Raw genomic sequence first — 26,939 nt, 5'->3', positions numbered from 1 at the left:
GGGGCTCTACGCTGTTAACCAACGGTGGATCATGGTAAAATGATTTACGTATAATTCCAAATTATGATGTAATTCACTTTAAAGGGGGAACTAGCTTGAACGCAATGAGTAAAAAGGTATATGCTCTCACGCTTAGCATGGCGATGTCAATCGCTCTAATTCAACCTGTGGTCCAGGCAGCAGAAGCGGTGAAGCCTACGGCGGCAGTCGCTGAATCGATTGCTTCGAAAGCAACACAGACACTACAGCAACTGGGATACATAGATGGCACAACAGATGGAATGAGAGAATCACAAACGCCAATCACTCGTGCTCAGGCGGCAATCATCCTGCAGCGTGTACTTAAACTGGATGCTCCAGCGTCTCTTACAGGTTTCGCAGATGTATTGGCTAAGGATGAAGCTGCTCCTGCCATTTACGCGCTGAAGCAAAGTGGTCTTATTCAAGGACAAGCCAAAGGGTATGCACCAGATGCACCTCTCACAAGAGCACAGATGGCATCGTTGTTTACTCGGGCATTTGAACTGAAGGATAATGGCATTCAGGTTGTATACAGTGATATGGCGCAGATTCCGAAGGTACATACGGAGGATGCGATTCGTCTGAAGCAGCATTTTATTATTGAAGGCAGTGCGTTTAATGCCAAAAATTCAGTGACCCATGGTGAGTTTGCTGATGCGTTGTACCTCGCTCTTGGGCTTGATGTACAGTCAGAAGGTCTTACACCTCTGGAAGACTTCTTCAAACAGCCGGCTCAAGCAGGATTCCAAATGTCTCCGGATGGTAAACATCTGGCTTACATGGAGCCGTGGAACAACCGAATGAATATTGTGGTGAAAGAAAATGGTCAAGACAAGTCGGTACGTATCACAAGTGAGACTGAACGCAGTATAGCGGGATTTGTATGGGCGACAAAGGATAAGCTGTTATATGTAAAGGATGAAGCAGGGGACGAGAACTATCATATTTATGTAACGGATATCGATGGGAAGAACAGCAAGGATCTGACACCATATCCGAATACAAGAGCGATCCTGGTAGACTCTCTGGAGAATATTCCAGATGAAATTCTAGTAGGTATGAACAAACGTGATCCCCGAATCTTTGACGTGTACCGGATTAACATCAAGACAGGTGAGGCTGTGCTTGCTGCAGAGAACCCGGGCAATATTACGGGCTGGCTTACGGACCATGAGGGTAAAATCCGTGTGGCCATATCCAGTGATGGTAATGTCTCTTCGTTGATGTATCGTGAATCGGAAGATAAACCATTTGAGAATTTGATGACCACCAAGCTGGGAGAAACATTTGCGCCGGTGATGTTCACGTATGATAACAAAAACATCTATGCAGTATCCAATCTGGAGCGGGATAAAACTGCGATTGTCGAATATAGCCCAAGCAGTAAAAAAGTAACGAAAACCATCTATGAAAATAAGGATGTGGATGTATCCAGTTTCGTTCCTTCTAAAGAAAAAGGCACAATCCTTGCAGCTGTCTATGAGACTGACAAGGTTAACTATGAATACTTCGATAATGATTTCAAAAAATTGATGCAGGATATTCAGGCAAAAGTTCCGGGTAAAGAAGTAAGCATTTCAAACATAAGTGAAGAAGGTCAGGTTCTGTTCATTGCGTATAGCGATAAATCTATGGGCACCTATTACTTCTACGATTCCAAGACAGGTAAGCTGGATAAGTTAGCTGACGCGGCACCTTGGATCGATGAGAGTAAAATGTCGGATGTAAAACCCATTACGTACAAGTCACGTGATGGCTTAACGCTTCATGGTTATCTGACGCTTCCACAAGGAGACGAGACTTCCCAATTGCCACTGGTTGTTGTTCCTCATGGTGGACCTTGGGCGCGGGATTCGTGGGGGTTCAATCCGGAAATTCAATTTCTCGCAAGCCGTGGCTATGCCGTACTACAGGTTAATTTTCGTGGCTCTACTGGATACGGGAAAGAATTCCTGGATGCTGGCAACAAAGAGTGGGGTAAAGCTATGCAGGACGATCTCACAGATGGTGTAAATTGGCTGGTTGAAGAGGGAACGGTTGATGCGAAGCGTGTAGCTATCTACGGTGGATCTTATGGCGGATATGCTGCTCTGGCAGGACTGGCATTCACACCAGAAGTGTATGCCGCAGGAATTAGCTATGTCGGGCCATCTAATCTGTTCACGCTGCTGGATTCACTCCCACCTTACTGGGAGTCGGAGCGCAACATGTTCTATGAACGTATGGGTGATCCGGAGAAAGACAAGGAGCTGCTGACAGCTGTCTCACCACTGTTCCATATCGATCAGATGAAAGCCCCATTGTTCGTGGTTCAGGGTGCAAATGATCCGCGTGTCAAACAGGCCGAGTCTGATCAGATCGTGGAGGCTCTGCGCAAGCGTGGAGTAGATGTGCCTTATATGTTAAAAGCCAATGAAGGACATGGCTTCGGCAATGTTGAAAATCAACTGGATTTATATCGTGCCATTGAAAAATTCCTGAATCGCCACCTAATGCAGCAATAGTAGCTTAGTTCAACAAGAAGGCCGTCCCACGGGTTCCATTCAACCTGAGGGACGGTTTTATTTTGGAGCAGGGAATTGAATGAGGTATACAAGCATATTAACAAATTGACATATGAAACCATTCTGTTTTAAAATGACCAGTGAGTCATTAATGTTCGATTTGGTTTAATATATATGTATCATTACAGCCTTACGCTACTGGATTGCAATCTGATTGGGGAGGAAACATGGGATGCAAAAACAAATGAAATGGCCGCTTATCCTATTTGCTATCGGGGTGTTTATGGCTGCGCTGGATAACGGAATTATTACGTCGTCCCTGACGACTTTAAATGCGTCGTTTGGCGTGTCGCCGACGTGGGGAGCGTGGACAATTACGCTCTATACGCTCGGACTTGCGGTGAGTGTGCCGATTGCAGGTAAGCTCTCCGACCGTTATGGACGCAAGAAGCTGTTTCTGATTGAAGTGGCTTTGTTCGGAATCGGATCTTTACTCGTTGCACTAAGCACATCGTTTACCTTCTTCCTGATTGCTCGTGTCATCCAGGCGTTGGGTGGTGGCGGGATTTTTATCATTGCGAGCTCTTACGTATTAAGCAAGTTCCCAGCGGAGCGTCAGGGCACAGCCTTGGGTCTTCTGGGAGGGATGAACGGGGTTGCGGCGATTCTTGGACCGAATATCGGTGCTTTTATTCTCGACATTACGGGGAATTGGCATTGGCTGTTCTTAATCAATGTACCGATCGCCATTTTGCTGTTTATTGCAGGCATCCGTTATATTCATGAAGAACAGGAGCTGAGCCGTAAGGCGGTGGACTGGAGTGGTATCGCAGTCCTGACGCTGGGTGTGCTTAGTTTGATGTACAGCTTCAGCAACCTGGATGGCGTAAATATGCTGCAAAGTCTTGGCTCACCCACGTTCTATGGTTTCTTCCTGGCAGGTGTGGTCATTCTGGTGCTCTTCTACTTTCTTGAAAAAAGGCTGGAAGGATCACAACGTGAACCTGTTGTATCTACACAGCTTCTGGGCATTGCGTCCTTTCGTTGGACGCTACTGATTGCCTTTTTCTCAGGAGCCATTCTGGCATCTGTGATCTTTATTCCAGGCTTTGTTGAGCAATACCTCGGGGTATCCAACACAGCATCCGGCTACTGGTTTACACCGCTTGCTCTTGCTTCAGGCATTGGTGCGGGTGGTGGTGGTTATCTGGTTGACCGCAAAGGACCAATCTGGACGTTATCTGTAGCCGGATTGCTGTCGGCAATCGGCTTCCTGCTCTTCCCACTATGGGTAGAGCATATCTGGCAATTCGTGATTGCGAGTGTACTTGTGGGGATTGGCTTCGGTATGATGCTGGGAGCTCCAGTGAACGTACTCGTTACTGAGCAAGCGGGTGAGAACAACAAGGGCATTGCGGTAGCGACCAGTTCCTTATTCCGTCAGATGGCAATGGCGATCGCCCCAACCATTTTTGCCGGTTTCCTGGCTCGTTCCTTCTCCAACCTGGGATCCAATATTCAGCAGGGTCTTGCAGATCAGGGCATTCAGGTGCCGCCCGAAGCGCTCCAACAATATGCGTCTGGCGGCGGTTCGGCCTCAGGGAGCGATATTTCCAGCTTAACAGAAGGACTGTCCCAAATTCCTGATCCGGGCATTAGAGATGTGCTGCTGCAGGCTCTACATCAGACGACCGGCGAGGGTTATAATGGGCTGTTCTGGTCTGCTGTTATTTTCAGTGTACTCACGCTGGTCGCTGCGGTTATTACAGGACGTCTGCGTCATAAAGAGAAGAGGAATCGGGTGGAGACAGCCTCCAGAAACTGAATGGATGGCCATTCCACATCAAGAGAACAGTGCACCTTTTGCCAGTAAAAAAAGGGCGCTGTTCTTTTCAATTTAACCGTATTGTAACTTTTCATCATCCAGCAATGATTACAATAGAACGAGCGTGAGCGGCGTTTTCTTTTCAGATAGAGAAAACTTCAGAGAACACCGTGTCACCAGCCATTGCGCACGTTTAATGGTAAGTATATAAGTTGAACGGATCATTAACACTGTACCGTTGCGGGGTCAGGATAAGTTAAATTCAACTTATATAGCAGTAGTATCGAATTTCATTTTGACAGTGAAGAAGGAATCGATGGATGACAAGCAGAACTAAAGATAAGAAGAAGAAAAGAAGAAAAGGTCTATATATAACGCTCGTATCGCTCGTAGTTTTGTTAATCGGGGGCTATTTGTTTCGTCAGCAGCTTGCTGTAGCGGCCTTCGATCTGTTTCTCGCTGGTTCAGTTGAAGATCAATTGTCCCGTTCCTACGTGCCGCAGGAGGGCAACAATACGCCCGACCCAACAGTATATCGCAAAGAACCGTTCTCGGTGTTGCTGCTAGGCTCAGACAAACGTGCCTATGAGAAAACACGTGGGCGCTCAGACACGGTTATCTATGCCGTTGTTCGTCCGAAAGAATCTCGAGTACTCCTGGTGTCCATTCCACGTGACACCTATGTGCAGATTGTTGGACGTGATGCCAACAAGGATGGCGAGGATGATTATGACAAGCTCGCGCATGCCTACGCCTTCGGTGGGGAGAATATGTCTATCAATACGGTGGAGAAGTTTCTCGATGCGGATGTAGGTTACTATGCAACGATTAACTTTGACGGGATCAAAAAAGTCGTTGATGCGCTTGGTGGCGTGAAGCTGCCGATTGATGAGGACATTGTGAACAAGAACCCGGAACATGTGCAGTTCACAATTGAAGGCGGTAAGCCGATCTATGACGGGCAGGAAGCTCTTTACTATGTAAGATACCGTGAGGATAGCGATTTTAATCGCACCAAGCGGCAGCAGATTTTCCTGAATGCCATGGCGAATGAGATGCTTAATCTGAACGCCATCAGCAAAATTCCAGAATTGATTCAGATTATGGGAGACAGCTTCCAAACGGATATGCAGCCTTCCTTCATTATTGATCTGGCCAAACAGGTACTGACTCAGGAAAAACCGCAAATCTCAAGCTTCACTATTTTGGGCGAAGGGATGCGGAAAAACGGAATTTATTATGGCAAGGCAGATGAGAAAGACGTCCAATATGCCAAAGAGCTGATTAACAACTGGATGGATGAGTCGACCCCAGCCGGTGAAGTGATGATTCCTGACCGGCAGAAGATCGAGTAACCAATTCCATACAGCCGTTATGTTTTTGACAACGATCAGCAGTGCGTTTATTGGCGGGCTGCTGTTTTTTTTACTTTGTAGAAGGAATTATGTCCTTTTGGAACATCTTGCGTTCTAATGCGTACTATGTAAGTTGAATGTAATAAGCTGACTGATGAAATTTCACAAGGAGGATACTTAAGGGTATGAACATCGCATTTTTTTTGCTACCCAAACAAGAAGTTACGTGCGTGACGTCGGATTCTACTCTGCGGCAAACGTTGGAACGGATGGAATATCATCGGTTCACGGCGGTGCCCATTTTGAATAAGGAAGGCAAGTATATCGGTACAGTTACCGAAGGTGACCTGTTGTGGTATATGAAGAACGCCGAGGGAAAGATCACATTTGAAAACGCTTCAAAATTTCTGCTCAAGGACGTTCCACTTCGGCTGGATATCAAACCGGTATCCATTGAAGCCAACATGGAGGATTTGATTAATTTGGCCAAAGTGCAGAACTTTGTGCCGGTTGTTGATGATATGGAGCGCTTCATTGGGATCGTAAGACGGAGTCAAATTATTGAGTATTGCGAGGGTATTGTAGCCAAGGAATCCATGAAAGTGAAGTAAGTCGAAACAAATTTCGATATTGTTGCAGCAGCGTGGATAATCACAGCCGTCCGGTATCATGTTAAACTTAAGAAGAGCTGAACGCGAACTTAAATGAATTTTCGACAAGATAAAATACGAATTCGTTCTACGGGGTCCCCGCAAAGTACCTGAGATAAGTTTCGGAGGACTTCTCCGCTTTTTGGGGTAATTTTGCGGCCCCCCTTTTTATGCTATAATGGAGAATAAAGCTTTTTCGGGGGAGAGTGACTTTCGCCAATATGCCTAAAGAACTGGATGTAGCCAAACGCGCTAAAGTGATTGAATGGCTTAAAACCGAAGTGCTTGATCAGGTATCCCGATTATTCAAAGCGTTATGGGAAGGCAGTACAACCCGAATCGGGGACAGTCTCGCCAGTTTGATGATGAGTAGTTACATATTGGGCCGCAGGCTCGGTATTCCTTTCAAGGATCTGGATGCACTGCTTGTTGAGAAATTGAAAAAGCATAAACAGGAAGGTCACCAGTTGGAAGATTGGTACCAGGATATTTCCGCGCTAGAAGATCACATGCGTAAGAGGTGAATTTGTTGAAATTTAGCTTTAAATCAGCTGTCTGGAGCGTAGTTTATCTGCTCTTGCTACTTTCGCTGTTAACTCCTTTATCGGTTCTGGCCATATTTTTCATGATGATACCTGGAGTTATTTTGTTTGCTTCATTACCAGTAAAATCATTCATATGGCATCTCGTCCCAGTGGCGATTATTTTGGTCATATTTAGTCCGATTTATTTGTTATTACTGCTTTTGTTCACCCTGCCCGCCATTGTTATGGGCAATGCGTACAAGAAAAAGAAGTCAGCCCTGTTCGCCCTAATGGTAGGAAGTGGAGCCATGCTGGCCGAATATCTGTTGGTCCTGTTGATTGGAAGTGTAATCTTCCAGTTTGATTTGTCGAGTTATATTGATGATGTGGTCAGATTGACAATTGAACCGCTGACGAATTCATCCAGTCAGATGGTAAATGGGTTTGTATGGACACCTGAAATGACACAGGATGTTGCAAGACAGACGCAGCTGATGATTCCATTCGCCTTGGTGGTCACGTCTCTGGTCATGGCTCTAATCACACATCTCATTGCACGTCCGATTCTGAACGTTATGGGTGTGGTTGTACCGAAATTTCCACCTGCGCGTGAATGGCGTATGCCGCGTGCCCTGATCTGGTATTACTTCCTGGCATTGTTGTTCGAAGTGATATCCAGACAGAGTGACGGATCGTACTGGACCATGATTGCCATGAACTTGTCGCCTCTAATCAATTTGGGCTTCATGATTCAAGCTATCGGATTCTTCTTCTTTCTCTCACATGCAAAGAAATGGAATCCGGTTGTACCGTATTTGCTGGCGGCGGCAGTCTTCTTCATTGGACCGTTGCGGATTATCGGGATTATCGATCTGGCGTTCCCGCTTCGCGAGGCAATATCGAAACCAAAACGATAGGGTGATGAGTCATGCCTAAATTTCTGAAGAAACGCTGGCACGGCTACTATACCGTATGGGCGTTCATACTGCTGCTTCTGCTTGTTATGTTCGTGACCATCTACAACTGGACGCTTGGTTTGATTAGTCTGATACTGGCTTCGGCGCTGGGAATCGTCATGATTAAGGCGGAGCTCGCGTTCCGTCGTGAGCTTAACGACTACATTAATGGCCTGTCCATTCGGATTAAGCGAATGGAGGGAGAAGCGGTCAGCATGCTCCCATTCGGTATTGTGCTGTACAGCGAAGATCGTACCGTAGAGTGGCATAATCGCTTCGTCGCGGACATGTTCCAAGAGAAGACGATGGTAGGCAATCCGCTGCAAAATTTATTTCCTAAGCTTCCTCAACCGAAGGAAAAAAAGGATGGGACCAAGGAGCCGTCCAAGGAACTTCATGACGAATTCCAACTGGATGATCGATTTTATGGAGTTATCCATAACCCGCAGGAGCGGTATGTATATGTTTACGAAATTACGGAGCTAGCCATTCTTCGTGATAAATATGAGAATGAACGCCTTGCACTGGGCATTCTGGTCCTCGATAACTTGGATGAAGCAGCCCAGGGTATGGATGACCAGCAGCGAACTGCACTGATTGCCCGCGTAACAAGTGAGATCACGTCCTGGGCGAAGCGGTATGAGGTGTACCTGCGCCGCCTCTCCTCTGATCGTTATCTCATGATGCTGAACTATAAGTCTTTGCAGGAACTGGAGCAGAGCCGGTTTGTCATTCTGGATGAAGTCCGGGAGATGACGGCTGATCTTAAGGTGCCGATGACACTAAGTGTTGGACTGGCATTTGGTTCGGATACCATCAGTGAGATGGGGGAACTGGCTCAGTCCAGTCTGGATATGGCACTTGGCCGTGGCGGCGATCAGGCTGCCGTAAAATCTGGACAGCGGTTGTCCTTTTACGGTGGGAAGTCCAACGCGGTGGAGAAACGTACACGGGTAAGAGCCCGGGTTATCGCGCATGCATTGCGTGATTTGATGCAGGAGAGCGACCGCGTGATTATCATGGGTCACAAAATGCCTGATATGGATGCGATTGGCGCGTCTATTGGGGTATGGAAAGCGGCGAGTCTGTACAATGTGGAAGCACGAATTGTACTGGATGGGCCCAACCCTTCCATTGAACGCATGATGGAACAGGTGAATAAGGATGAAAAGCTGTCCAAAGCCTTTGTGTCGCCGGAACAGGCAACCCAGATGATGACGGAGCATACGCTGCTCGTTGTTGTCGATACGCACAAGGCATCCATGACAATGGAGCCAAAGCTGGTTCAATCCGCTACGCGTGTCGTGGTTGTGGATCACCACCGTCGGGGTGAAGAATTCATTAACGATGCAGTGCTGATCTATCTGGAGCCCTATGCATCATCGGCAGCAGAACTGGTGACTGAGCTTCTCCAATATATTCATGACAAGGTGCAATTCACTCCGCTGGAAGCGACGGCGTTATTGGCCGGGATTACGGTGGATACAAAGCATTTTGCACTCCATACAGGATCGAGAACGTTTGAAGCGGCAGGCTTCCTGCGTCGTAGTGGTGCAGACACCATTATGATCCAGCGGCTGATGAAAGAAGATTTGTCAGAATATATTGCTAAGGCAGAAATCATAAAGCATGCTAAAATGGTATACGGGAACATTGCGCTGGCGGTCACAGACCCTGGCAACAAGATTCCACAGATGATGATCGCCCAAGTGGCGGACACATTGCTCAATATGACTGACGTGGTCGCTTCATTTGTCATTAGTGAACGTCCGGATGGACTGATTGGCATCAGCGCGAGATCGCTGGGGCGCATGAATGTTCAGGTGGTCATGGAACGACTGGGCGGTGGCGGACATTTGACGAATGCTGCCGTGCAGCTTGAAGGAACGCTTGGAGAGGCGGAAAAACGGCTGACGAACGTACTGGCTGAAATCGAAAAGGAAGAGGGTTTGTTCGAATGAAAGTCATTTTTATAAAAGATATGAAGGGTCAAGGCAAAAAAGGACAAGTGAAGGAAGTGTCCGAGGGATACGCACAGAACTTCCTTCTTCCACGGGGAATCGCACGTCCAGCAACAGATGGTAACATGAAAACATTGGACAACCAGAAGGCAGCGGAAGACAGACGTAAGCAGGAAGAGAAAGCAGAAGCGGAAGCTCTGGCTAAAAAGCTGGAAGCTGAAGTAACTGAGCTGAAAGCAAAATCTGGCGAAGGCGGCCGTCTGTTCGGGGCAATCACGAGCAAACAAATCGCAGAAGCTCTGGCAGCGAAAGGTCTGAAAGTCGACAAACGCAAAATTGAGCTGGACGAGCCTATTCGCACACTCGGCGTAACACAAGTCACCGTCAAGGTTCACCCTGAAGTGAAGGCTACCTTGAAGGTACAGGTAACGGAAGAGTAAGATGGGCGGCGAAATGTTATTCGACCGGATTCCCCCACAGAACCTGGAAGCCGAACAGGCCGTGCTGGGTGCAATCCTGTTGCAGGGCGAAGCCCTGATTACAGCGATGGAACGGGTGCAAACCGAGGATTTCTATGATAAACCCCATCAATTAATTTTTGAAGCGATGATCCAGCTTGGCGAGGGAAACCAACCGATTGACCTCGTGACACTGACTTCGCTGCTGAAGGATAAAGGCGAGCTCGAGGACATCGGCGGCGTCAGTTATCTGGCGAAGCTGGCTCATGGTGTTCCGACTGCCGCGAATGTGGATTATTACGCTCAGATTATCGAAGAGAAATCCATGCTACGTCGCCTGATTCGTACAGCTACGCAAATTGTGAGTGAAGGATACACGGGTGGTGAGGATGTCGCGGCTATGCTTGGAGAAGCAGAGCGGCGCATTCTGGAGATTTCCAACCGACGTTCCAGTAGCGGTTTTATAGCCATTCAGGATGTACTGATGGAAGTATTCGACCGCGTGGAGACGCTGCATCAGAACCGGGGAACGACGACGGGTATTCCGTCAGGTTTCATCGATCTGGACAAGATGACCGCCGGATTCCAGCGTAGTGACTTGATTATTGTAGCTGCACGTCCATCTGTAGGTAAGACCGCCTTTGCCCTGAATATCGCTCAGAATGTAGCCATTCGAGCGCAGGAGACGGTTGCGATATTCAGTCTGGAGATGTCAGCGGCACAGCTCGTACAGCGTATGATCTGTGCAGAGGCCAATCTGGATGCGGGTGTCATGCGTATGGGTGACTTCAAAGGTGATGAAGATTGGCAGAAGCTGACGATGGGCATTGCAGCCTTGAATGAAGCAAACATCTACATTGACGATACGCCAGGGATCACCGTAGCTGACATTCGTGCGAAATGCCGTCGTCTCAAGAAAGAGAAAGGCCTTGGTATGATTCTGATCGACTACCTTCAACTGATTAGTGGACGTGGTAAAGCCGGCGAGAACCGTCAACAAGAGGTATCCGAGATTTCGCGTACACTGAAACAGATTGGTCGGGAATTAGAAGTTCCGGTTATTGCCTTGTCTCAGCTGAGCCGGGGTGTAGAGCAGCGTCAGGATAAACGTCCGATGATGAGTGACTTGCGGGAATCGGGTTCGATCGAGCAAGATGCCGACATCGTTGCGTTCCTGTACCGGGATGACTACTATAACCAGGAGACCGAGAAGAAAAACATTATCGAGATTATTATCGCCAAACAGCGTAATGGTCCGGTAGGCACGGTGGAACTGGTCTTCCTGAAAAACTTTAATAAATTCGTTAACTACGAGCGGGCACATAATGATGCCTTTGCCATGTAGGGGACAGGCACAGACTGCTTCAATTGGGAAGTGAAATCGTCTGTCCCCGACATCAACCATTAGATCATATGAACTTGTAAATACGTTGTGAATACGACATATAGCGTTGGATTTAAACGCGTAGCGTATAACCGGGGTTAGCCGTCAAGCAAGATTTGACTGGCTTCGCCGGTTTTTTGCGTCGCAATATAGAGTCAATTCCGAACATTAGAGTTTGACTATATCTAATTGTTCGCCATTTGATTTGACTTTGAAAAAAGGGACTGGTACACTAGTACTGCTGCGTTAAAGCAGCGAAAACCTTCCCTTGGATGTAAACCGAGGGGGATTTTCACTGTCCGTTAGCACGCTTCTCCGCTGGTAATTTCACTTCAAATTCCTGCCGAGATAGAGGACGGACAGACCAATACAAAGGTGCGCAAGGCACCCACGGAGGTATGTACTATGTCAACGGTAGTTGTAGTGGGAACGCAATGGGGAGACGAAGGTAAAGGCAAGATTACGGATTATTTGGCGGAATCCGCAGATGTGGTTGCTCGTTACCAAGGCGGTAACAATGCAGGACACACGATTCTGATCGATAACAAAAAATATAAATTGACGATGATCCCATCGGGTATCTTCTACACAGATAAAGCATGTGTAATTGGTAACGGTATGGTTATCAACCCGAAGGCACTCATCGAAGAAATTAACTATATTCATGACAATGACTTTACGACCAAAAACCTGTCCATCAGCGAACGCGCACACATCATCCTGCCATATCACATGGTATTGGATGCATTGGAAGAAGAGAGCAAAGGCCCGAACAAAATCGGTACAACTGGCAAGGGAATTGGCCCATGTTACATGGACAAATCAGCCCGTATCGGTATTCGTATGGTTGATCTGCTGGATGCGGAAGAGTTCGAACTGAAACTGCGTCATTTGGTAAAAGAAAAAAATCGTGTAATCGAGCAAGTCTATGGCGGCGAGCCTGTAGATGTAGAAGAAATTCTGAAAGATTACCTGGGATATGCAGAAATTCTGCGTCCTTATGTGCGTGATACATCAGTGGTGCTCAACGAATACATCGATGAGGACAAAAAAGTATTGTTCGAAGGTGCACAAGGCGTTATGTTGGATCTTGACCAAGGTACTTATCCATTCGTTACTTCATCCAATCCGTCTGCAGGCGGCGTATGTATCGGTTCTGGCGTAGGCCCAGCTCGTATTCAACAGGTTATCGGTGTGGCTAAAGCCTATACAACACGTGTAGGAGATGGTCCTTTCCCGACAGAGCTGCATGATGCAGTTGGTGACCAAATTCGTGAGACTGGACATGAGTACGGTACTGTAACTGGACGTCCGCGTCGTGTCGGTTGGTTCGACAGTGTTGTTGTTCGCCACGCTCGTCGTGTCAGCGGAATTACGGGTCTGTCCCTGAACTCCCTGGATGTAATGACAGGTCTGGAAACGGTGAAAATCTGCACAGGATACAAATTCCGCGGCGAGGTTATCACTCACTATCCGGCAAGCCTGAAAATGCTGGCAGAATGTGAAGCGGTATACGAAGAGCTTCCAGGCTGGAGCGAAGATATCACAGCAGCGAAGAAGCTGGAAGACCTGCCTGTGAACACACAGAACTATGTGAAGCGTGTGTCCGAACTGACAGGCATTCCAATCGCTATCTTCTCTGTAGGTCGTAACCGTGAGCAAACGAATCAAGTTCTTCCTATCTACGAATAAGTAGCTAGGTTAACTCGGCAATTCGAAGCTAAACGTTCATCCAAATGATATGCCTATATAGGCATCATAGAGCCCCAGTTATCGCTTAAATAGCGATAGCTGGGGTTTTTCGCACGCCTTCCTGATATAATCCCCGGATTTCCGTCAATACTGGTTAACAGTAGACTCATAGATCCTGAAACATTGAATGTGATATGGGGTCGGAAAACGGAGGGAGAGAACGGGAATGAAGTTGCTTCAATGGTTCATTAAAATATTGCTTACCGTGATGCTGGTCAGTTCATTGACCCTGCTGACAACCGGATTAATCGTTCAGTCATATGTAAAATCGCTGCTGGCGAGTTTCAATATTCAGTGGGAAGGCCAGCCTATGGGGTTAACGGCCATGTTTCAGGGTGCATTAGGTGGTAAGTCCGGTGATGAGAAGAAGCCGGGAACGGGCACGACAGATCAGCCAGCAGGTGCGGAGGAGGAACACGTTCCAGAAGATGCGATATCTGTCATGGGCAATGGAACAGAAAGCGGAGAAACAGGCGCGAATACAGGCAACAGCTCAGGACAGGGTACGGGATCAGACGAGGGTCAAGGAGCAGGCTCAGGAACGGACTCCTCCGATACGGGATCAAATCCAGGGGGCAGCTCGGCCGCGGGAACAGACGCAGATGCTGGTACAAATGCCGGTACCGATTCTGGGACAACAACTGGCAACAATACAGCATCCGGCAACGGAACAGGTACGAACTCCACTGGTACGGCTTCTTCAGGGAATGATGAGATTGTAGTTTCTCCGGATGACATCACAGGTAAGAAAGACAAGCTACCGTTGGAGGAAAAAGAAAAGATTTTCAGCCTGCTGATGAACAAGCTGCCTCAGAAAGAGATGCAGCAAATCTCAGGCGCCATGGAAGGCGGCTTAACGGAACAGGAGTTGCGTGATATTGAGCAGGTGATTTCCAAGTATCTGACGAGCGAAGAATATGATAATCTGATGGAAGTCCTTCAGGCGGAATAGACCAAGTTCATATAGGGTGAGATCCGTAGGTCTGCTACCCTTTGATGAATATTCAAAAAGGGGATCGAGAGATCGAATTCTGAAAGTTAAATTTAGAATCGATTTATTTATTCAAGCCATTTGGAAAATGAAATAAAAGCAGAATTTGGTTAGCATATAATCTAGCCCATATGAGGCAATCTATAGCAAGAGTTCAACGAAATCCCTCACCAGAGTTGATCTGGCGAGGGATTTCAGTTTGTATTTTTATGAAAAAGAAAACACATTTCAGTGGGTCTTAGAACCTAGTCTTAAAAAATGATCAAAAGTACATAGTATACCTGAAGTAGAGGGGTTATGGGAAAGAGTTCTGTTCTGCCATCTTATGGATAATACAGGAAAACCAAGCGTGGCGCGGCTTTTCGCTATGACGTGTACAGTTGAAATGAGTGTAAAACCTGTGTTAAAGTATACGGGTGTGATAAAAGGTTAAAATTTTGACACTTTTACGAGCGCAGCTAAAGTCCTGATTTGCGGACACCCGAATACAAATATCGACAAGCATGGGACAGACACATTGGGTGATGTCTTGACAGAAATGCGAACTGAGAAGTGCTGAAAAGGAGAGAATCATGAAAGGTTTCAGAGGCATACGCCAACCGGGCAAGAACCGGGAACACGAACAATCCGGGGAACACCGGACGGCCGAAGACAAAAACAACATGAGCATGTCCAACTTCAGTAGTAACAAAAAGCGCGTTCTGGCCTCGCGCAAATGGATCATAACAGCAGCATGCGGTTTATTCATCGCTGCATCGATCGGATTCGCAGGCAAACAATACGTTGCTGCAAACACCGTCCCATATTATAAAGTGATGGTTAAAGGAAATGAGATTGGCACCATCACGGATGAGACGCAATTACAGAAATTATTTGCAGACAAAACCGAGGAATTCCAAAATAAATATCCAGAAGCAGAAATGGTGCTGAACACAGATGGCATCACGACCGAAACCATTAAAGCATACAAGCCCGTAGTGAACAGCGATGAGACGCTGGACAAGCTCGGGGACATGCTTACCGCCTATGCCAAGGGTGTAGAGCTCAAGGTAGACGGTGAAGTAATCGGCATTGTGAAGGACCAGGCTACAGCAGATGAGATTCTGGAACAAGTGCAGAACAAGTACATATCGGCATCGGCTGTGCGCAGTTCGCTCAAGACGAAGTCGGTATCGGCAAACTCAACGAAGAAAGCCGAGGGGCCGAGTACTACGCTGAAGTCGGTGGGCATCAAGGAAGATGTAGCGACAGATGTAGTGAAGGCTGACCCAAACAAAATATGGGATGTGTCCGAGGCGGTTGAAGCTTTAACCGTTGGTAAAGACGCGCCTGTAACTTATGTCGTGCGTGAAGGAGATACGATCTCTTCCATTGCTGCCAAATACGAAATTACGCAAAGCGAGATTCGCAAACATAACCCGGGCATCAAAGAAACGTCGCTGCAAATTGGAGATGAGCTTACACTGACGGTGCCAAAACCAGCCGTTACTGTTAAATCGGTAGAGCAGGTGGTAGAACAGATTGAGATCAAGCCACAAGTGGAAGTACGCAAAAGTGCTGAGCTCAAAGCAGGTACAACCAAAGTGGTGCGTCCAGGTCAAAGCGGTTTGAAAAGCATGCAATATCGGATAACGAAGGAAAATGGTGAAGTCGTTCAGGAGGAATGGCTTGGTCAGGAAGTCATCAAGGCTGCAGTTACTGAAGTGGTCCTTAGTGGAACCAAAGTGGTCGGTGAAGGTACAGGTGAATTTGCTTGGCCGGTATCGAACGCTACGATGAGCAGCAGCTTTGGACAACGCTGGGGTCGCCAGCACAAAGGTGTCGATCTTGTCGGTAACCGGGACGTAAAAGCGTCTGATGAGGGCGTGATTACTTTTGCAGGACAGAAGAGTGGTTATGGCAATGTTATTATTATTAACCATCGTAATGGATACGAAACACTTTATGGGCACTTGAACAGCATTGGTGTTAAGGTTGGACAAGTCGTCGAAAAAGGTGAGAGCATCGGCGTGATGGGCAATACGGGCCGTTCGACCGGAACTCATCTGCATTTCGAGATTATCAAGAACGGAACGGTGGAAAATCCGTTGACATACTTGAACTAGATATATCGCAATCCAGGGCAAGGTTGGCAGTAGATGCTGGCCTTGTTTTTTGCTGCTGTAAAAATTTTTCAGTTTGTGCTGCACATTGGCCCTGATCGGGATGTGACGGTGCTTCAGGTATGTTAAACTATAAACTATAGGCAACAAGCCATATGATATAGACTATATTCAATGAAATCGTAGGAAACACAATTTATATAAGTTGAATAAGAGAGATAGACCGCTAAGGCGGATCAAGCAGGATATAGGGGTGAAGACAGTCGATGCAGGGGAAGATTTTGGTGGTGGACGATGAACAGCCCATTGCGGACATTCTGAAGTTTAATTTGGAAAAAGAGGGGTACGAGGTCATCTGCGCTTTTGATGGCATTCGTGCGGTTGAATTGGCGTTATCCGAGAAGCCGGATCTGATGCTGCTGGACCTGATGCTGCCAGGTAAGGATGGTATGGATGTGTGCCGCGAGGTGCGTGCCCATCTGGAGATGCCGATCATTATGCTGACCGCAAAGGATGGCGAGATCGACAAGGTGCTCGGTCTGGAACTAGGTGCGGATGATTACGTGACAAAGCCTTTCAGTACGCGCGAGCTGCTCGCCCGGGTGAAAGCACAGATGCGCAGACGGCAGAAGCCTGCCATTACGGCAGAAGCGCCGGAAGACGAAGAGAAACAGGTCATGCGTTTATTTGATCTGGCGTTTGATATGGACATGTATACAGCTTACAAAGGTGGCGAACCGCTGGATCTGACCCACCGTGAGTACGAACTTCTCTATTATATGGCGAAGCATTCCGGCAAGGTCATGACACGTGAACATCTGCTGCAGGCGGTATGGGGATATGAATATTTCGGGGATGTGCGTACCGTTGATGTTACGATTCGTCGTCTGCGTGAGAAGATTGAGGAGAACCCGAGCAAACCGGAAACGATTCTGACTCGCCGCGGGCTGGGTTATCTCGTGCGCAGTCCCAAAAGCGTGGGGATATAATGGGGCGTTTCTCGCGATTTTCGTTCTTTCGAACGATTCAGGCGAAACTGATTATTATCTATGTACTGCTGATTCTGATTGCGATGCAATTGATCGGCGTTTATTTTGTGAGTGCGATGAAGAACTCGCTGACCAGCAACTTCACTGAGGATTTGCAGGCAAGGGCTGAGATGCTCTCTGTGCTAGTAGGGGAGACGATGGCTGGTGGGGAAGCTGAGGCTGGTGAGGACAAAACGGAAAACCTGCGTGTGTTGGTTAACAACCTGTTCAACATTAACGGCGCCGAGATTCAGGTGCTGGATGCCAGCGGGAAAGTGCTGACCACCTCGCTCAGTTCCCACTCAGACTATGTTGGGCGCAAAAACACCCAAACCGTTGTCAGCCGTGCGCTGCAAGGCATTCGGGACAATGAGGAATATATCGTGGACGAGGATAATGTTCGCAAAAAGGTCGTTGCCAAGCCGGTGCTGTCCGGCGGCAAGATTATCGGCGCGGTCTACATCGCCGCCTCGATGAATGAGTTATATGCCACAATGGAGGGCATTAACAAGATTTTTATCTCCGGCATTTTGATAGCATTGGTATTAACTGCAGTGCTCGGTGTCATTCTGTCACATACGATTACGCAGCCGATCAAGGAAGTCACCCGAAGGGCGACGGCAGTCGCGGAAGGCAACTTTGATCAGCAGACCCCTGTATTCGGAACGGATGAGATTGGGCAGCTCAGTCGGGCGTTCAACTATATGACCAGCAGATTGCGAGATGCACTCTCCCAGAACGAAGAGGAGAAAGAGAAGCTCACGTCCATTTTGACCAATATGAGCGATGGCGTGGTCGCAACGGATGAATATGGCAAAGTCATTCTGGTGAACCGCCGTGCCAGCAGCATTCTGGGCATGCGTCCGGCAGACATTGAGGGACGACACTTTGCCGTATTGCTCGGCATTGATCCGGAAGATGCTGAAGCGTTAGCCAGTGGTTTTACAGGTTCGACGCTGCTCCAGATTGCGCCTGCGGGACAAGAAGATCCGGTTGTCATTCGTATGACGTTTACACCGGTTCATCGTCGTGAGCTAGGCATTACCGGCACGATCGCTGTGCTTCAGGACGTTACGGAGCAGGAAGAACTGGAAGCATCACGACGTGAATTCGTGGCGAATGTCTCTCATGAGCTGCGTACACCGCTGACTACCATTAAGAGCTATGCAGAAGCGCTGGATGATGGAGCTCTGGAAGATCCGCAGCTCGCTGGACGATTCGTTGGGGTAATCCAGAATGAGACCGAGCGTATGATTCGCTTGGTTACGGATTTGCTGCATCTGTCCAGGCTCGATTCCAAGGAAGCGATGCTGCGCAAACAGCCAACTGACATCATGGAGATGTTGGAAGAAGTGTCAGATCGTTTTTCGTTCCAGATGCATCAGAAGGATATTCAACCTGTGCTTTCTGTGGAGAACGGAATTCCAGCAGTTCCGCTGGATCGCGACCAAATTGATCAGGTGCTTGATAATGTTGTGTCCAATGCGCTGAAATACACGCTTGAAGGCGGCACAATTACAATTGCAGCCAGACGCAATGATGATCATACTCTCGCCATATCAGTGACCGATACGGGGATGGGGATTCCACAGCGGGATCTGGACCGCATTTTTGAGCGGTTTTATCGGGTAGATAAGGCTCGTTCCCGCAGTATGGGTGGCACAGGGCTTGGGTTATCCATTGCCCGGGAAATTGTGAAGGCCCATGACGGTAATATCTCACTGGAGTCCGAGGTGGACGTGGGGACGACGGTAACGTTCACACTGCCTATGCGTGAGGAAGGAGGTGAGCACCTTGAAAGAGCGGATTAAATCTTTGGTGCTTGCTTCCCTCGTCGTTGCCAGTTTGGTACAAAGTTACTTCTTAATCTATCGTTTGCCCGGTGGAGGCGATTCGATTGTGACGTCAGAGACGAACTATGTGAAAACCGAGAATATGGGCCAGGAGCGCAACATTGAAGATTTAATTTTCCCGGATCAGATGGTTATTCATCTGGGAGAAGACAAACATACGGTGTTTTATCCGGGCAATACGTTTTATCAGTTGATCTATTCAAGGTTGCAGGGACGTACGTTTGATGATTTCCAGCGTCGGAGCGTGCAATCAATCCATTGGGATCAGATTCGTAAGGAGAATCCTGGCTTTGAGCTGTCGTTCAAGGAAGGCATCCCTGTAGCGTTGTTACAGCGTGTGATGCGGCTGGGGACAGACTCTCTCTTCCAGGGAGAAACGATTAATCGGATCTCGATCTATACCGCCAAAAATGAAACAAAGGCTCACGCACTGTTCTTCAGCGCCAAAGGCGATGTGGTCTATGAGGCAACGCAGGCGGATCTGACAGTACAGGACGTGCAGCAGCATGTCGACTTCGGCAGCAGCTGGACACCTTATACGCTGATGGACGGCGGATATTATATCCCGGCAGAAGCACTGGAGACGATTGAGGCTGACGTGCCTACAGGCCAGTTCACTGTCGAACAAATGCAGCGCAGCCTATTCTTTGATCCAAGCATGACCCGAAACATTCGGGAAAAGGATGGATCGGAGATCTATACAGACAGTAAGCGCAGTCTGCAAGTGAAGCAAGAACAGCGCTGGATTAGCTACACCGATCCGGCGGCACCACCTGCGGGACAGATTGATGCAGCGAAGGATGCGCTGTCCGCGGTTGATTTTGTGAATCAGCACGGCGGCTGGAAAGGTCGTTCACGCATGATGCTGGATACAACCGATACGAAGACGAAACTTCAGTTCCAGCAATATTACAGCAGCTTCCCGATTATGGATTCGATGCAGTTCAGGTTCGGCACAATCAGCATGGAGATGCAGCAGGAGACGGTATCCAGCTATGAGCGTTCGCTCGAATATCTGAACGAAGGTGCGGAGACGAAGAAATCAGTCACCCTGCCCGGAGGGGACAAGCTGAAGGCGCTCATCCAGAAGGTGGCGGGTACCAACCGTAAGGTCGTAGACGTGTATCCGGCGTACCGTCCATCCAGCATCGAGGATGGGCTGAAGCTCATCCCGGTGTGGGTAATCCGCTTCGGAAACGGGGAGGAGACCACCGTTTCTTGATGGGTTATAGGATATGAAGTCATTTGATATCCGGGCGAGGTTTAGAATCACACGTTAACGGAGGGGGCAGAAATAACCTGAAGAAGCGAAGCGCTCGCCTTTATCTCCGGATTTCTCCCTTGGGAAAAGGGAATCAAGAAATCTGGGGATAACAGCGATCGGAAGGTTGTTCTGACCACGGAGTGGTAAGTGTGATAGTAGTCGTATTTATCAAATGATGGAGGTGGATGTTTTGGATTGGGGACGGGCGAAAAATGTGTTGATCTATGCCTTCCTGCTGCTCAATCTGGTGCTGGGATACCAGATCTGGATGGATGCGCGGGAGACGGCCGGAGCCAATCTGGACTTCACCTCACTGGCGGATAATACACAGCAGGCGATGGAGGAGAAGGGCATTCAGGTGCTGGCTCCTATACCAAATGAGACGCCGAAGCTGCCGAAGCTGTCATATGAGTTCATTGAAGATAACAAGACAGGCATTGATGTTGAATTGGAAAATACCGTGGACAGCAAGCTGATCTTCTCGCAAAGCGAGCTGGAGGATGCACTACAGGACGAGATTCCCCAGATCGGTACGTATCGATGGGATCAGCTGATGGCGGAGGATGGGGCATTTGTGCTGCATCCGTTGGTGGATGGCAAATGGCCGCTCTTCAATGTGAGTCTGGAGCTATTCTACAGCGATCAGAAAATTACGGGTTATCGTCAGACTCCGGTGCGGATTACGACAGCGGAGGAAAGCGATCAGCAGGTGCTTCCGGCGTCGAAGGCGCTGGGTACGCTGATCGAGAACTTTTTGCCAAATGATGCGATTGTGAAAGATATTCAGTTGGGCTATTACGGCCAGTTGTTCAATTCAGATATGCAGGTGGCGATGCCGGCATGGCGGTTCGTGCTGGAAAGTGGCGAAGTGTTGTACGTGCAGGGCATCAGTGGGGATGTATTCAGTCCCAAGACAGACAAACCAGGGGAGTAATGCGTTATGGGGATTTATTTTACCGTGTTATCCAGCGGTTCGACAGGGAATGCCACGGTTATACAGCATGGGGGCACGTCCCTTATGATTGATGCAGGTCTTAGTGCGAAGCGGCTGGAGGCATTGTTTCTGGAACGGGAGATTTCGGGAACAGAGCTGGACGGGATTCTGGTTACACATGAACATTCCGATCACATTAAAGGACTAGGCGCGATGTCTCGGAAATATAATTTACCAATCTATGCAAATACGAATACGTGGGCGGCACTGGAGAAGTCCGTGGGGGCGATTCCAGAGGAAAACCGGAGGGTTTTTGAGACGGGGGAAAAGCATGATTTTGGCTCCCTGCGCGTGGAATCTTTCGGCATCTCCCATGATGCGGCAGAACCGGTAGGGTACACATTCGATGATGGCAGTGAGAAGTTGTCCGTCGCGACAGATCTCGGATATATGAGCGACAAGGTTCGCGATGCGATCTCGGATTCGGATGTACTTGTGCTGGAGGCGAATCATGATGTCGAATTGCTGCGCATGGGGCGGTATCCATGGAACACCAAGCGCCGCATTCTTAGCGACATTGGGCATTTGTCGAACGAAGCGGCGGGAGCTGCGCTTAGTGAACTAATGAACGGACGCATCAAGCGCACGTATCTGGCACATTTGAGCCGGGATCATAATATGATGGACTTGGCGAAAATGACCGTACGTGATGCGATGGAGAGCCGTGGTTGCTTTTATCGGGATCATGAGTTCAAGCTCTGTGATACGTATTATGATCGGCCTACGCCATGGGATAGGGTGGGTGAGCCATAAAGCTGTCGAGTTCGGTAGCTTTGCGCTCCACTTCCTCGCGGGTCAGAATGCCTTTGTCGACGAGCAGTTCAATAATCGTGCTTAGGGCAAGGGTATTGCGGTAATGTTCTTCCTTGAGATCGGCCAGCTTGGCCGCCATATGAACTTCATCCATGGCTGTGAGTGTACGCGTGCGATCCATAATGTGAATCCTCCTTCTATGAAGCTTCGAATTGTCTTTTACTATTATTGTAGTCAGGCTTGATGGAAAACATTCCTCTTTTTGCCGCTATAATTACACGTAAGGGACGTGTATGCTGAACCAGGGGCCGCATTTTGCTTAAGAAGATGAAAAAGTTCACGGTAATAGGCAAAATTGCGCTTAGCGAACTGGATTTTGTGGTGATAGATACTATGGACCTTTATTGTTAAGCGCGTTATAGCGGAAATTTCCGTTAATCTTCGTAATTATGCAACTTTTTAAGATTTGGCGTGTTTAGTATATAAGGAGCTTTTATAGTAGAGGCTGTTTTGCGCGCAAAAAGGCATGTCGTAGAATGCGAGAGCATTTCTGATAGAGTCACAAGCAGAATGGGATGTCCGTTCTGTTGTACATAGACGCTTCATTCCGAGTTAATGGGAATGGCAGCGATATGCAAAACGATTTTTAAAACATGCAAGAAAGCATGGAAAACCGTTGGGGTCTTCACGTAACGGAGACGGCAGAAGGAACCTGAAGAAACGGAGTGCTCGCCTTTATGAACAAATTTTTACCTTATTATAGGGTAATCAATAAAATTTGTGAGTAACAGCGATCGGAAGGTTCGTCTGCCGGCGGAGTGGGCTATGTGAGAACACCATCGTTGGCCATGCCAAAACGATCGGGCGGCAGTCAGGGTCTTGATGCGTGACAACGAAGGGGAGAGGATCACGATGGGATTGTTTGGAGACGATTTTTATTCAACCAAAGTATCAAGACGCGCCGAACCTGAACAGAAAGGTAAACTTCAGATCATTCGCCCTGGAGGCAGAGGCAGAGGACGGGACCGCTGGCAGAATCCACGCAAGTCACGATCGGGCTTTAGCTCCACGGTCAAGGTAGCCGTGATCAGTTCGGTAATCAGCTCCATCGTGACCGTTACGCTGTTCAGCTTTATCATGCAGCCTGCATCATTACCTCTGGCGAACGCTGCAGGGAACGGCGGAGGCGGTACACAGACAGCGCAGGCGGCTGATCCGTATGACCGGATTATCCAGGCAGCGGCGAAGGTTCGCCCTTCCGTGGTGAGCATCGTGAACCATAAGACGGGCAGCAGCCTGTCGATGGAGGATTCCGCGCTGGGATCAGGCGTCATTTTCAAGAAGGAAGATGGCAAAGCCTACATCATGACCAACCATCACGTCGTGGAAGGCGCGAGTGATCTGGAGATTGTAACGGTGGATGGGGAAACGCATAAGGCGAAGCTGGTGGGCAAAGACCGGGTGAGTGACATTGCGGTATTGTCTGTGCAAGATGATAAGGGCATCGGTCCAGCCGCAGAACTTGGTGATTCCAGCAAACTTCAGCGCGGTCAAACGGTGCTGGCGATCGGTAATCCGCTCGGCCTTGGTGGCACACTGACATCCGGTATTGTGAGTTACACAGATCGGATCTTGCCGGTATCCATTAATCAGGATGGTGTGTACGACTGGGAACAAAACGTGATTCAGACGGATGCGGCGATTAACGAAGGCAACAGTGGCGGGGCGTTGGCCGATCTGAACGGCAAATTGGTCGGCATCAACACGATGAAGATCTCGGATACAGGCGTTGAAGGCCTCGGCTTTGCGATTCCGATGAATGAAGTGATGAAAACAGTCGATTCCCTGCTGCTGAATGGCAAAGTATCTCGTCCATATCTGGGTGTGTATACTGTCGATCTGAGCAATCCGTACGCCCCACTGGATGACGAGCAGCGTAAAGACCTGAAGCTGCCATCCCACGTGGACAGCGGTGTGGTTGTACTGGAAGCGTCCGGTCCAGCATCCGAAGCGGGCATGAAGCTGAATGATGTCATTACGGAATTTGATGGGCAAAAAATTACCTCTACGCTTGATTTGCGGAAATATCTGTACGATAAGAAGAAGATCGGCGATACGATTGAAATCACCTTTTACCGGGATGGCAACGCTGAGAAGGTGTCGGTGAAGCTCACGGATAAACCGGAGTAAGAGAATTGCTCTCATGTGCATGGCACACAGAAACAGGGTAATAAAAGAGAGTCGATCAACTCGTTGATCCGCTCTTTTTTATTGCACTAATCTTGATTTACATATAAACCAAATTCATAAGGTTACAGGGGGGATTTTGTCGTTTCCCAATGATAGGTTAGGACCAGAGCCAAAGTCTCTGTTATAGAGGGTTTCATTTATGGTAAACTGTTGGGAATGTGTTGGTGATGGGCGGCTGTGCGAGTAACATCTGTTTGTCGATCTGTATTCTCAATCTGGATTGGAAGGGGTTAATTCAATGAAACGTTTGACGAAAACCATGTTGGGGGGAACAGGCCTGGTGTCTGCGCTGTTTGTTTTGTCCGCATGTACTTCTGAGGTGTCCCCGTCAGGGACTGCTGATGTTAGTGGTTTACAGGAGAAGATTACAGGTTTAGAGAAGAAGCTTGCGGACCAGAGTGAGAAGAATAGTGAGCAGAACAAAAAGATCGCGGATCTGGAGAAAAAGCTGGAGGAGCTGAGCACCACCGTGATTGCGGTGAATGAGCCTGGCGGTAAAGCACCTGTTGGCTCGGGAAACAACGGATCGGCTGGAAAGGGCGATGGGGTGCTGATTACGTTTGCCCAGTATGAAAAGCTTGAGGTCGGCATGGCGCTGGAGGAAGTTATCGATATCCTTGGCGGCGAAGGCGAGGCATTGAGCGAAGCGGAAAATATGGTGGTCTACAACTATAAGGGCACCGGGGGTTCGGGAGCCAATGCAGTAATCGCATTCCAGGGCGGCAAGCTGTTGACGAAGGCGCAGTCGGGGCTGGAGTAAGACCGATATCTATTGAGGGTGGATTGAATACAATCGGACGATGGATTTCATATGTGTGGTAATCTGAATAGTAACGAATGAGTGGGATAGATTCGGAATTTGGAGAAGTGTTACTTTGGGATGCCAACGGGGTGTCGAGAAGTGACGCTTTTTTGGTTTTTTTTGTGCTGAAATGAGAGGATTGACGGAAGTTGGACACGATAAATGGGGGCTAGGGGTTTCTTTTCCGCGGCAGGTGTGATAGAACAGAGAAGTGGCTATCCTGTATGGATAAGCGGTTGTGAATCGGGAGCATAGCTGGATACAGAAAGGATGCTTGAACGGATGTACGTTGTATGCAAAGAACACGTGGACATCGCCATTGACATGTTTGTTGATGAGTATGAGGACGCTCCGGATATCGTTGATCTGAAGGAGACGGAATTTGCCGATTGGGACCCGCCTGCGAAGTGCGCCGAGTGCGAACAAAAGGCCGAGTATCTGGTCGTTTAGCGTACTGTGTAGGCATCCGCAGTTGGTGCGTCTGTCATGGATGCACTCGCTCGCCTGCCATCCGGTATGAACATCACAGGTAAGGAGCAAAGAGAGCGTGTCGGAGCGCTCTTTTTGTGTTTTTGGCGTGTTTTGCCTGTAATAGCGTGTCTCGGATTCTTTAGATTTTAAAGGAGCCGAAATGGGGCTAGCTAGGGTGTGTGGTGTTCGTTAGCTTTTAATATTGGAACAAACGATGCGTTGTAGATAGCATCTTACTTATAGATTATCTCGCAGGACGATTAGGAGGAATGAATCTTCATGTTGATTCAGATTATTGGCGTAGGCAAACTGAAGGAAAAATATTTGACGCTGGGCATTCAGGAATATGCCAAGCGGCTCGCCCCGTACATCAAGTTTCAGATGATCGAGGTCGCAGACGAAAAGGCGCCCGACACCCTGAGCGAAGCCGAGGTGCGGGCGGTGAAGGAGCGCGAGGGTGAACGCATCCTCGCGCATGTAAAGAGCGAGGCGCATGTCGTTGCGCTCGCATTGGATGGCCAGCTCTGGAGTTCTGAGGAGCTGGCTATGGAGATCGACAAGCTCGGAACTTATGGGACGAGCCATGTCGTGTTTGTCATCGGAGGAAGCCATGGGCTCTCCGATGAGGTGCTGCGCCGCGCGAAGCAGCGTTTGAGCTTCGGGCGCATGACCCTGCCGCATCAGCTCATGCGGCTGGTGCTGGTGGAGCAAATTTATCGCGCAGTGAAGATTAATCGAGGTGAACCATATCACAAATAGAACGAATGCAAACGAAAGAGTAAACTTGAATAATTGTATGGTGCTATCTCAAATGCATATCAGTAAACGTAAATGATAGCTCATTTTAACAAAAAATCATGTTAATACTGAAGAAAATAGCGGTCTAGGAGCTTATTCTTTAAACGCCATTTTTGATTTTGGTCAATTACTACTTTCTCAAGCAAGTTATGGTGGGTAAGTGAAATCGCCCTACCTCCACCATGCTTACTGATTTAGTAACGTCATGGAATTTGCAGGATAGCGGTCACTAACAGCCGTGCC

Annotated in this window: 22 protein-coding genes; 21 read left to right on the top strand and 1 reads right to left on the bottom strand. The window is 48.4% G+C overall.

Going from position 1 to position 26,939, the window contains the following annotated elements; genetic code table 11:
• Positions 1–104 precede the first annotated feature (104 nt).
• From HP548_RS01890 to HP548_RS01810, 17 genes are all read left to right on the top strand, one after another.
• Positions 105–2,525: a S9 family peptidase gene (locus HP548_RS01890; RefSeq protein WP_246317870.1), complete on the top strand. Its 2,421-nt coding sequence runs from the start codon at positions 105–107 to the stop codon at positions 2,523–2,525.
• Positions 2,526–2,757: 232 nt separating this feature from the next.
• Positions 2,758–4,350: an MFS transporter gene (locus HP548_RS01885; protein WP_175380709.1), complete on the top strand. Its 1,593-nt coding sequence runs from the start codon at positions 2,758–2,760 to the stop codon at positions 4,348–4,350.
• 320 nt (positions 4,351–4,670) lie between these two features.
• On the top strand, positions 4,671–5,705 hold the full coding sequence (locus HP548_RS01880; protein WP_063567370.1) for an LCP family protein: 1,035 nt from the start codon (positions 4,671–4,673) through the stop codon (positions 5,703–5,705).
• 185 nt (positions 5,706–5,890) lie between these two features.
• Positions 5,891–6,316: a CBS domain-containing protein gene (locus HP548_RS01875; protein WP_063567369.1), complete on the top strand. Its 426-nt coding sequence runs from the start codon at positions 5,891–5,893 to the stop codon at positions 6,314–6,316.
• A gap of 260 nt (positions 6,317–6,576) precedes the next feature.
• The gene (locus HP548_RS01870) at positions 6,577–6,879 is read left to right on the top strand and encodes a MazG-like family protein (RefSeq protein WP_024629547.1); all 303 of its coding nucleotides are present in this window, start codon (positions 6,577–6,579) and stop codon (positions 6,877–6,879) included.
• 5 nt (positions 6,880–6,884) lie between these two features.
• Positions 6,885–7,796, top strand: a complete 912-nt coding sequence (locus HP548_RS01865; RefSeq protein WP_076287681.1) for a DUF2232 domain-containing protein — start codon at positions 6,885–6,887, stop codon at positions 7,794–7,796.
• Between the two features lie 11 nt (positions 7,797–7,807).
• Positions 7,808–9,796, top strand: coding sequence for a DHH family phosphoesterase (locus HP548_RS01860; protein ID WP_076287193.1), 1,989 nt, complete (start codon positions 7,808–7,810; stop codon positions 9,794–9,796).
• Positions 9,793–10,236: a 50S ribosomal protein L9 gene (rplI, locus tag HP548_RS01855; protein ID WP_024629550.1), complete on the top strand. Its 444-nt coding sequence runs from the start codon at positions 9,793–9,795 to the stop codon at positions 10,234–10,236. The genes HP548_RS01860 and rplI overlap by 4 nt, the downstream gene beginning before the upstream one ends.
• 1 nt (position 10,237) lies before the next feature.
• Positions 10,238–11,599, top strand: a complete 1,362-nt coding sequence (gene dnaB, locus HP548_RS01850) for a replicative DNA helicase (RefSeq protein ID WP_062327745.1) — start codon at positions 10,238–10,240, stop codon at positions 11,597–11,599.
• 444 nt (positions 11,600–12,043) lie between these two features.
• Positions 12,044–13,330 carry an adenylosuccinate synthase gene (locus HP548_RS01845; protein WP_076287194.1) on the top strand — a complete coding sequence of 429 codons (1,287 nt, stop codon included), beginning with the start codon at positions 12,044–12,046 and terminating at the stop codon, positions 13,328–13,330.
• 226 nt (positions 13,331–13,556) lie between these two features.
• Positions 13,557–14,342: a hypothetical protein gene (locus tag HP548_RS01840; protein WP_175380708.1), complete on the top strand. Its 786-nt coding sequence runs from the start codon at positions 13,557–13,559 to the stop codon at positions 14,340–14,342.
• 611 nt (positions 14,343–14,953) lie between these two features.
• The gene (locus HP548_RS01835; RefSeq protein WP_175380707.1) at positions 14,954–16,486 is read left to right on the top strand and encodes a peptidoglycan DD-metalloendopeptidase family protein; all 1,533 of its coding nucleotides are present in this window, start codon (positions 14,954–14,956) and stop codon (positions 16,484–16,486) included.
• 263 nt (positions 16,487–16,749) lie between these two features.
• The gene (yycF, locus tag HP548_RS01830) at positions 16,750–17,472 is read left to right on the top strand and encodes a response regulator YycF (protein WP_062327757.1); all 723 of its coding nucleotides are present in this window, start codon (positions 16,750–16,752) and stop codon (positions 17,470–17,472) included.
• Complete coding sequence (gene walK, locus HP548_RS01825; protein ID WP_076287197.1) at positions 17,472–19,322, top strand: cell wall metabolism sensor histidine kinase WalK; 1,851 nt, start codon at positions 17,472–17,474, stop codon at positions 19,320–19,322. The genes yycF and walK overlap by 1 nt, the downstream gene beginning before the upstream one ends.
• Positions 19,306–20,586, top strand: a complete 1,281-nt coding sequence (locus HP548_RS01820; protein ID WP_175380706.1) for a YycH family regulatory protein — start codon at positions 19,306–19,308, stop codon at positions 20,584–20,586. Before walK ends, HP548_RS01820 begins: the two co-directional genes overlap by 17 nt.
• Before the next feature lie 232 nt (positions 20,587–20,818).
• Complete coding sequence (yycI, locus tag HP548_RS01815) at positions 20,819–21,562, top strand: two-component system regulatory protein YycI (RefSeq protein ID WP_091001357.1); 744 nt, start codon at positions 20,819–20,821, stop codon at positions 21,560–21,562.
• Positions 21,563–21,568: 6 nt separating this feature from the next.
• The gene (locus tag HP548_RS01810) at positions 21,569–22,375 is read left to right on the top strand and encodes an MBL fold metallo-hydrolase (RefSeq protein WP_062327768.1); all 807 of its coding nucleotides are present in this window, start codon (positions 21,569–21,571) and stop codon (positions 22,373–22,375) included.
• Here the strand turns inward: HP548_RS01810 and HP548_RS01805 are convergent.
• Positions 22,344–22,556, bottom strand: a complete 213-nt coding sequence (locus HP548_RS01805) for a hypothetical protein (protein WP_053781978.1) — start codon at positions 22,554–22,556, stop codon at positions 22,344–22,346. The genes HP548_RS01810 and HP548_RS01805 overlap by 32 nt on opposite strands.
• A gap of 731 nt (positions 22,557–23,287) precedes the next feature.
• Between HP548_RS01805 and HP548_RS01800 the strand changes: the two genes are divergently transcribed.
• From HP548_RS01800 to rlmH, 4 genes are all read left to right on the top strand, one after another.
• Positions 23,288–24,565 (top strand): S1C family serine protease, encoded by a 1,278-nt coding sequence (locus tag HP548_RS01800; protein WP_063567361.1) that lies wholly within the window; start codon positions 23,288–23,290, stop codon positions 24,563–24,565.
• A 298-nt stretch (positions 24,566–24,863) separates the two neighbouring features.
• Positions 24,864–25,385 carry a hypothetical protein gene (locus tag HP548_RS33220; RefSeq protein WP_246317868.1) on the top strand — a complete coding sequence of 174 codons (522 nt, stop codon included), beginning with the start codon at positions 24,864–24,866 and terminating at the stop codon, positions 25,383–25,385.
• A gap of 324 nt (positions 25,386–25,709) precedes the next feature.
• Positions 25,710–25,877 (top strand): CxxH/CxxC protein, encoded by a 168-nt coding sequence (locus HP548_RS01790; protein WP_063870633.1) that lies wholly within the window; start codon positions 25,710–25,712, stop codon positions 25,875–25,877.
• A 300-nt stretch (positions 25,878–26,177) separates the two neighbouring features.
• Positions 26,178–26,657, top strand: coding sequence for a 23S rRNA (pseudouridine(1915)-N(3))-methyltransferase RlmH (rlmH, locus tag HP548_RS01785; RefSeq protein WP_062327777.1), 480 nt, complete (start codon positions 26,178–26,180; stop codon positions 26,655–26,657).
• Positions 26,658–26,939: the final 282 nt, after the last annotated feature.

Source organism: Paenibacillus taichungensis (genome assembly GCF_013359905.1).
Lineage (GTDB): Bacteria > Bacillota > Bacilli > Paenibacillales > Paenibacillaceae > Paenibacillus > Paenibacillus taichungensis.
Note: the sequence above shows the minus strand (reverse complement) of the source record. Positions and strands in the feature narration are given on the sequence as shown.

Bases quoted from the DNA above. Each gene is read 5' to 3' on its own strand.
- HP548_RS01890 (WP_246317870.1), top strand. From the start codon at position 105: ATGAGTAAAAAGGTATATGCTCTCACGCTTAGCATGGCGATGTCAATC.
- HP548_RS01885 (WP_175380709.1), top strand. From the start codon at position 2,758: ATGCAAAAACAAATGAAATGGCCGCTTATCCTATTTGCTATCGGGGTG.
- HP548_RS01880 (WP_063567370.1), top strand. From the start codon at position 4,671: ATGACAAGCAGAACTAAAGATAAGAAGAAGAAAAGAAGAAAAGGTCTA.
- HP548_RS01875 (WP_063567369.1), top strand. From the start codon at position 5,891: ATGAACATCGCATTTTTTTTGCTACCCAAACAAGAAGTTACGTGCGTG.
- HP548_RS01870 (WP_024629547.1), top strand. From the start codon at position 6,577: ATGCCTAAAGAACTGGATGTAGCCAAACGCGCTAAAGTGATTGAATGG.
- HP548_RS01860 (WP_076287193.1), top strand. From the start codon at position 7,808: ATGCCTAAATTTCTGAAGAAACGCTGGCACGGCTACTATACCGTATGG.
- rplI (WP_024629550.1), top strand. From the start codon at position 9,793: ATGAAAGTCATTTTTATAAAAGATATGAAGGGTCAAGGCAAAAAAGGA.
- dnaB (WP_062327745.1), top strand. From the start codon at position 10,238: ATGGGCGGCGAAATGTTATTCGACCGGATTCCCCCACAGAACCTGGAA.
- HP548_RS01845 (WP_076287194.1), top strand. From the start codon at position 12,044: ATGTCAACGGTAGTTGTAGTGGGAACGCAATGGGGAGACGAAGGTAAA.
- HP548_RS01840 (WP_175380708.1), top strand. From the start codon at position 13,557: ATGAAGTTGCTTCAATGGTTCATTAAAATATTGCTTACCGTGATGCTG.
- HP548_RS01835 (WP_175380707.1), top strand. From the start codon at position 14,954: ATGAAAGGTTTCAGAGGCATACGCCAACCGGGCAAGAACCGGGAACAC.
- yycF (WP_062327757.1), top strand. From the start codon at position 16,750: ATGCAGGGGAAGATTTTGGTGGTGGACGATGAACAGCCCATTGCGGAC.
- walK (WP_076287197.1), top strand. From the start codon at position 17,472: ATGGGGCGTTTCTCGCGATTTTCGTTCTTTCGAACGATTCAGGCGAAA.
- HP548_RS01810 (WP_062327768.1), top strand. From the start codon at position 21,569: ATGGGGATTTATTTTACCGTGTTATCCAGCGGTTCGACAGGGAATGCC.
- HP548_RS01805 (WP_053781978.1), bottom strand. From the start codon at position 22,556: ATGGATCGCACGCGTACACTCACAGCCATGGATGAAGTTCATATGGCG.
- HP548_RS01800 (WP_063567361.1), top strand. From the start codon at position 23,288: ATGGGATTGTTTGGAGACGATTTTTATTCAACCAAAGTATCAAGACGC.
- HP548_RS33220 (WP_246317868.1), top strand. From the start codon at position 24,864: ATGAAACGTTTGACGAAAACCATGTTGGGGGGAACAGGCCTGGTGTCT.
- HP548_RS01790 (WP_063870633.1), top strand. From the start codon at position 25,710: ATGTACGTTGTATGCAAAGAACACGTGGACATCGCCATTGACATGTTT.
- rlmH (WP_062327777.1), top strand. From the start codon at position 26,178: ATGTTGATTCAGATTATTGGCGTAGGCAAACTGAAGGAAAAATATTTG.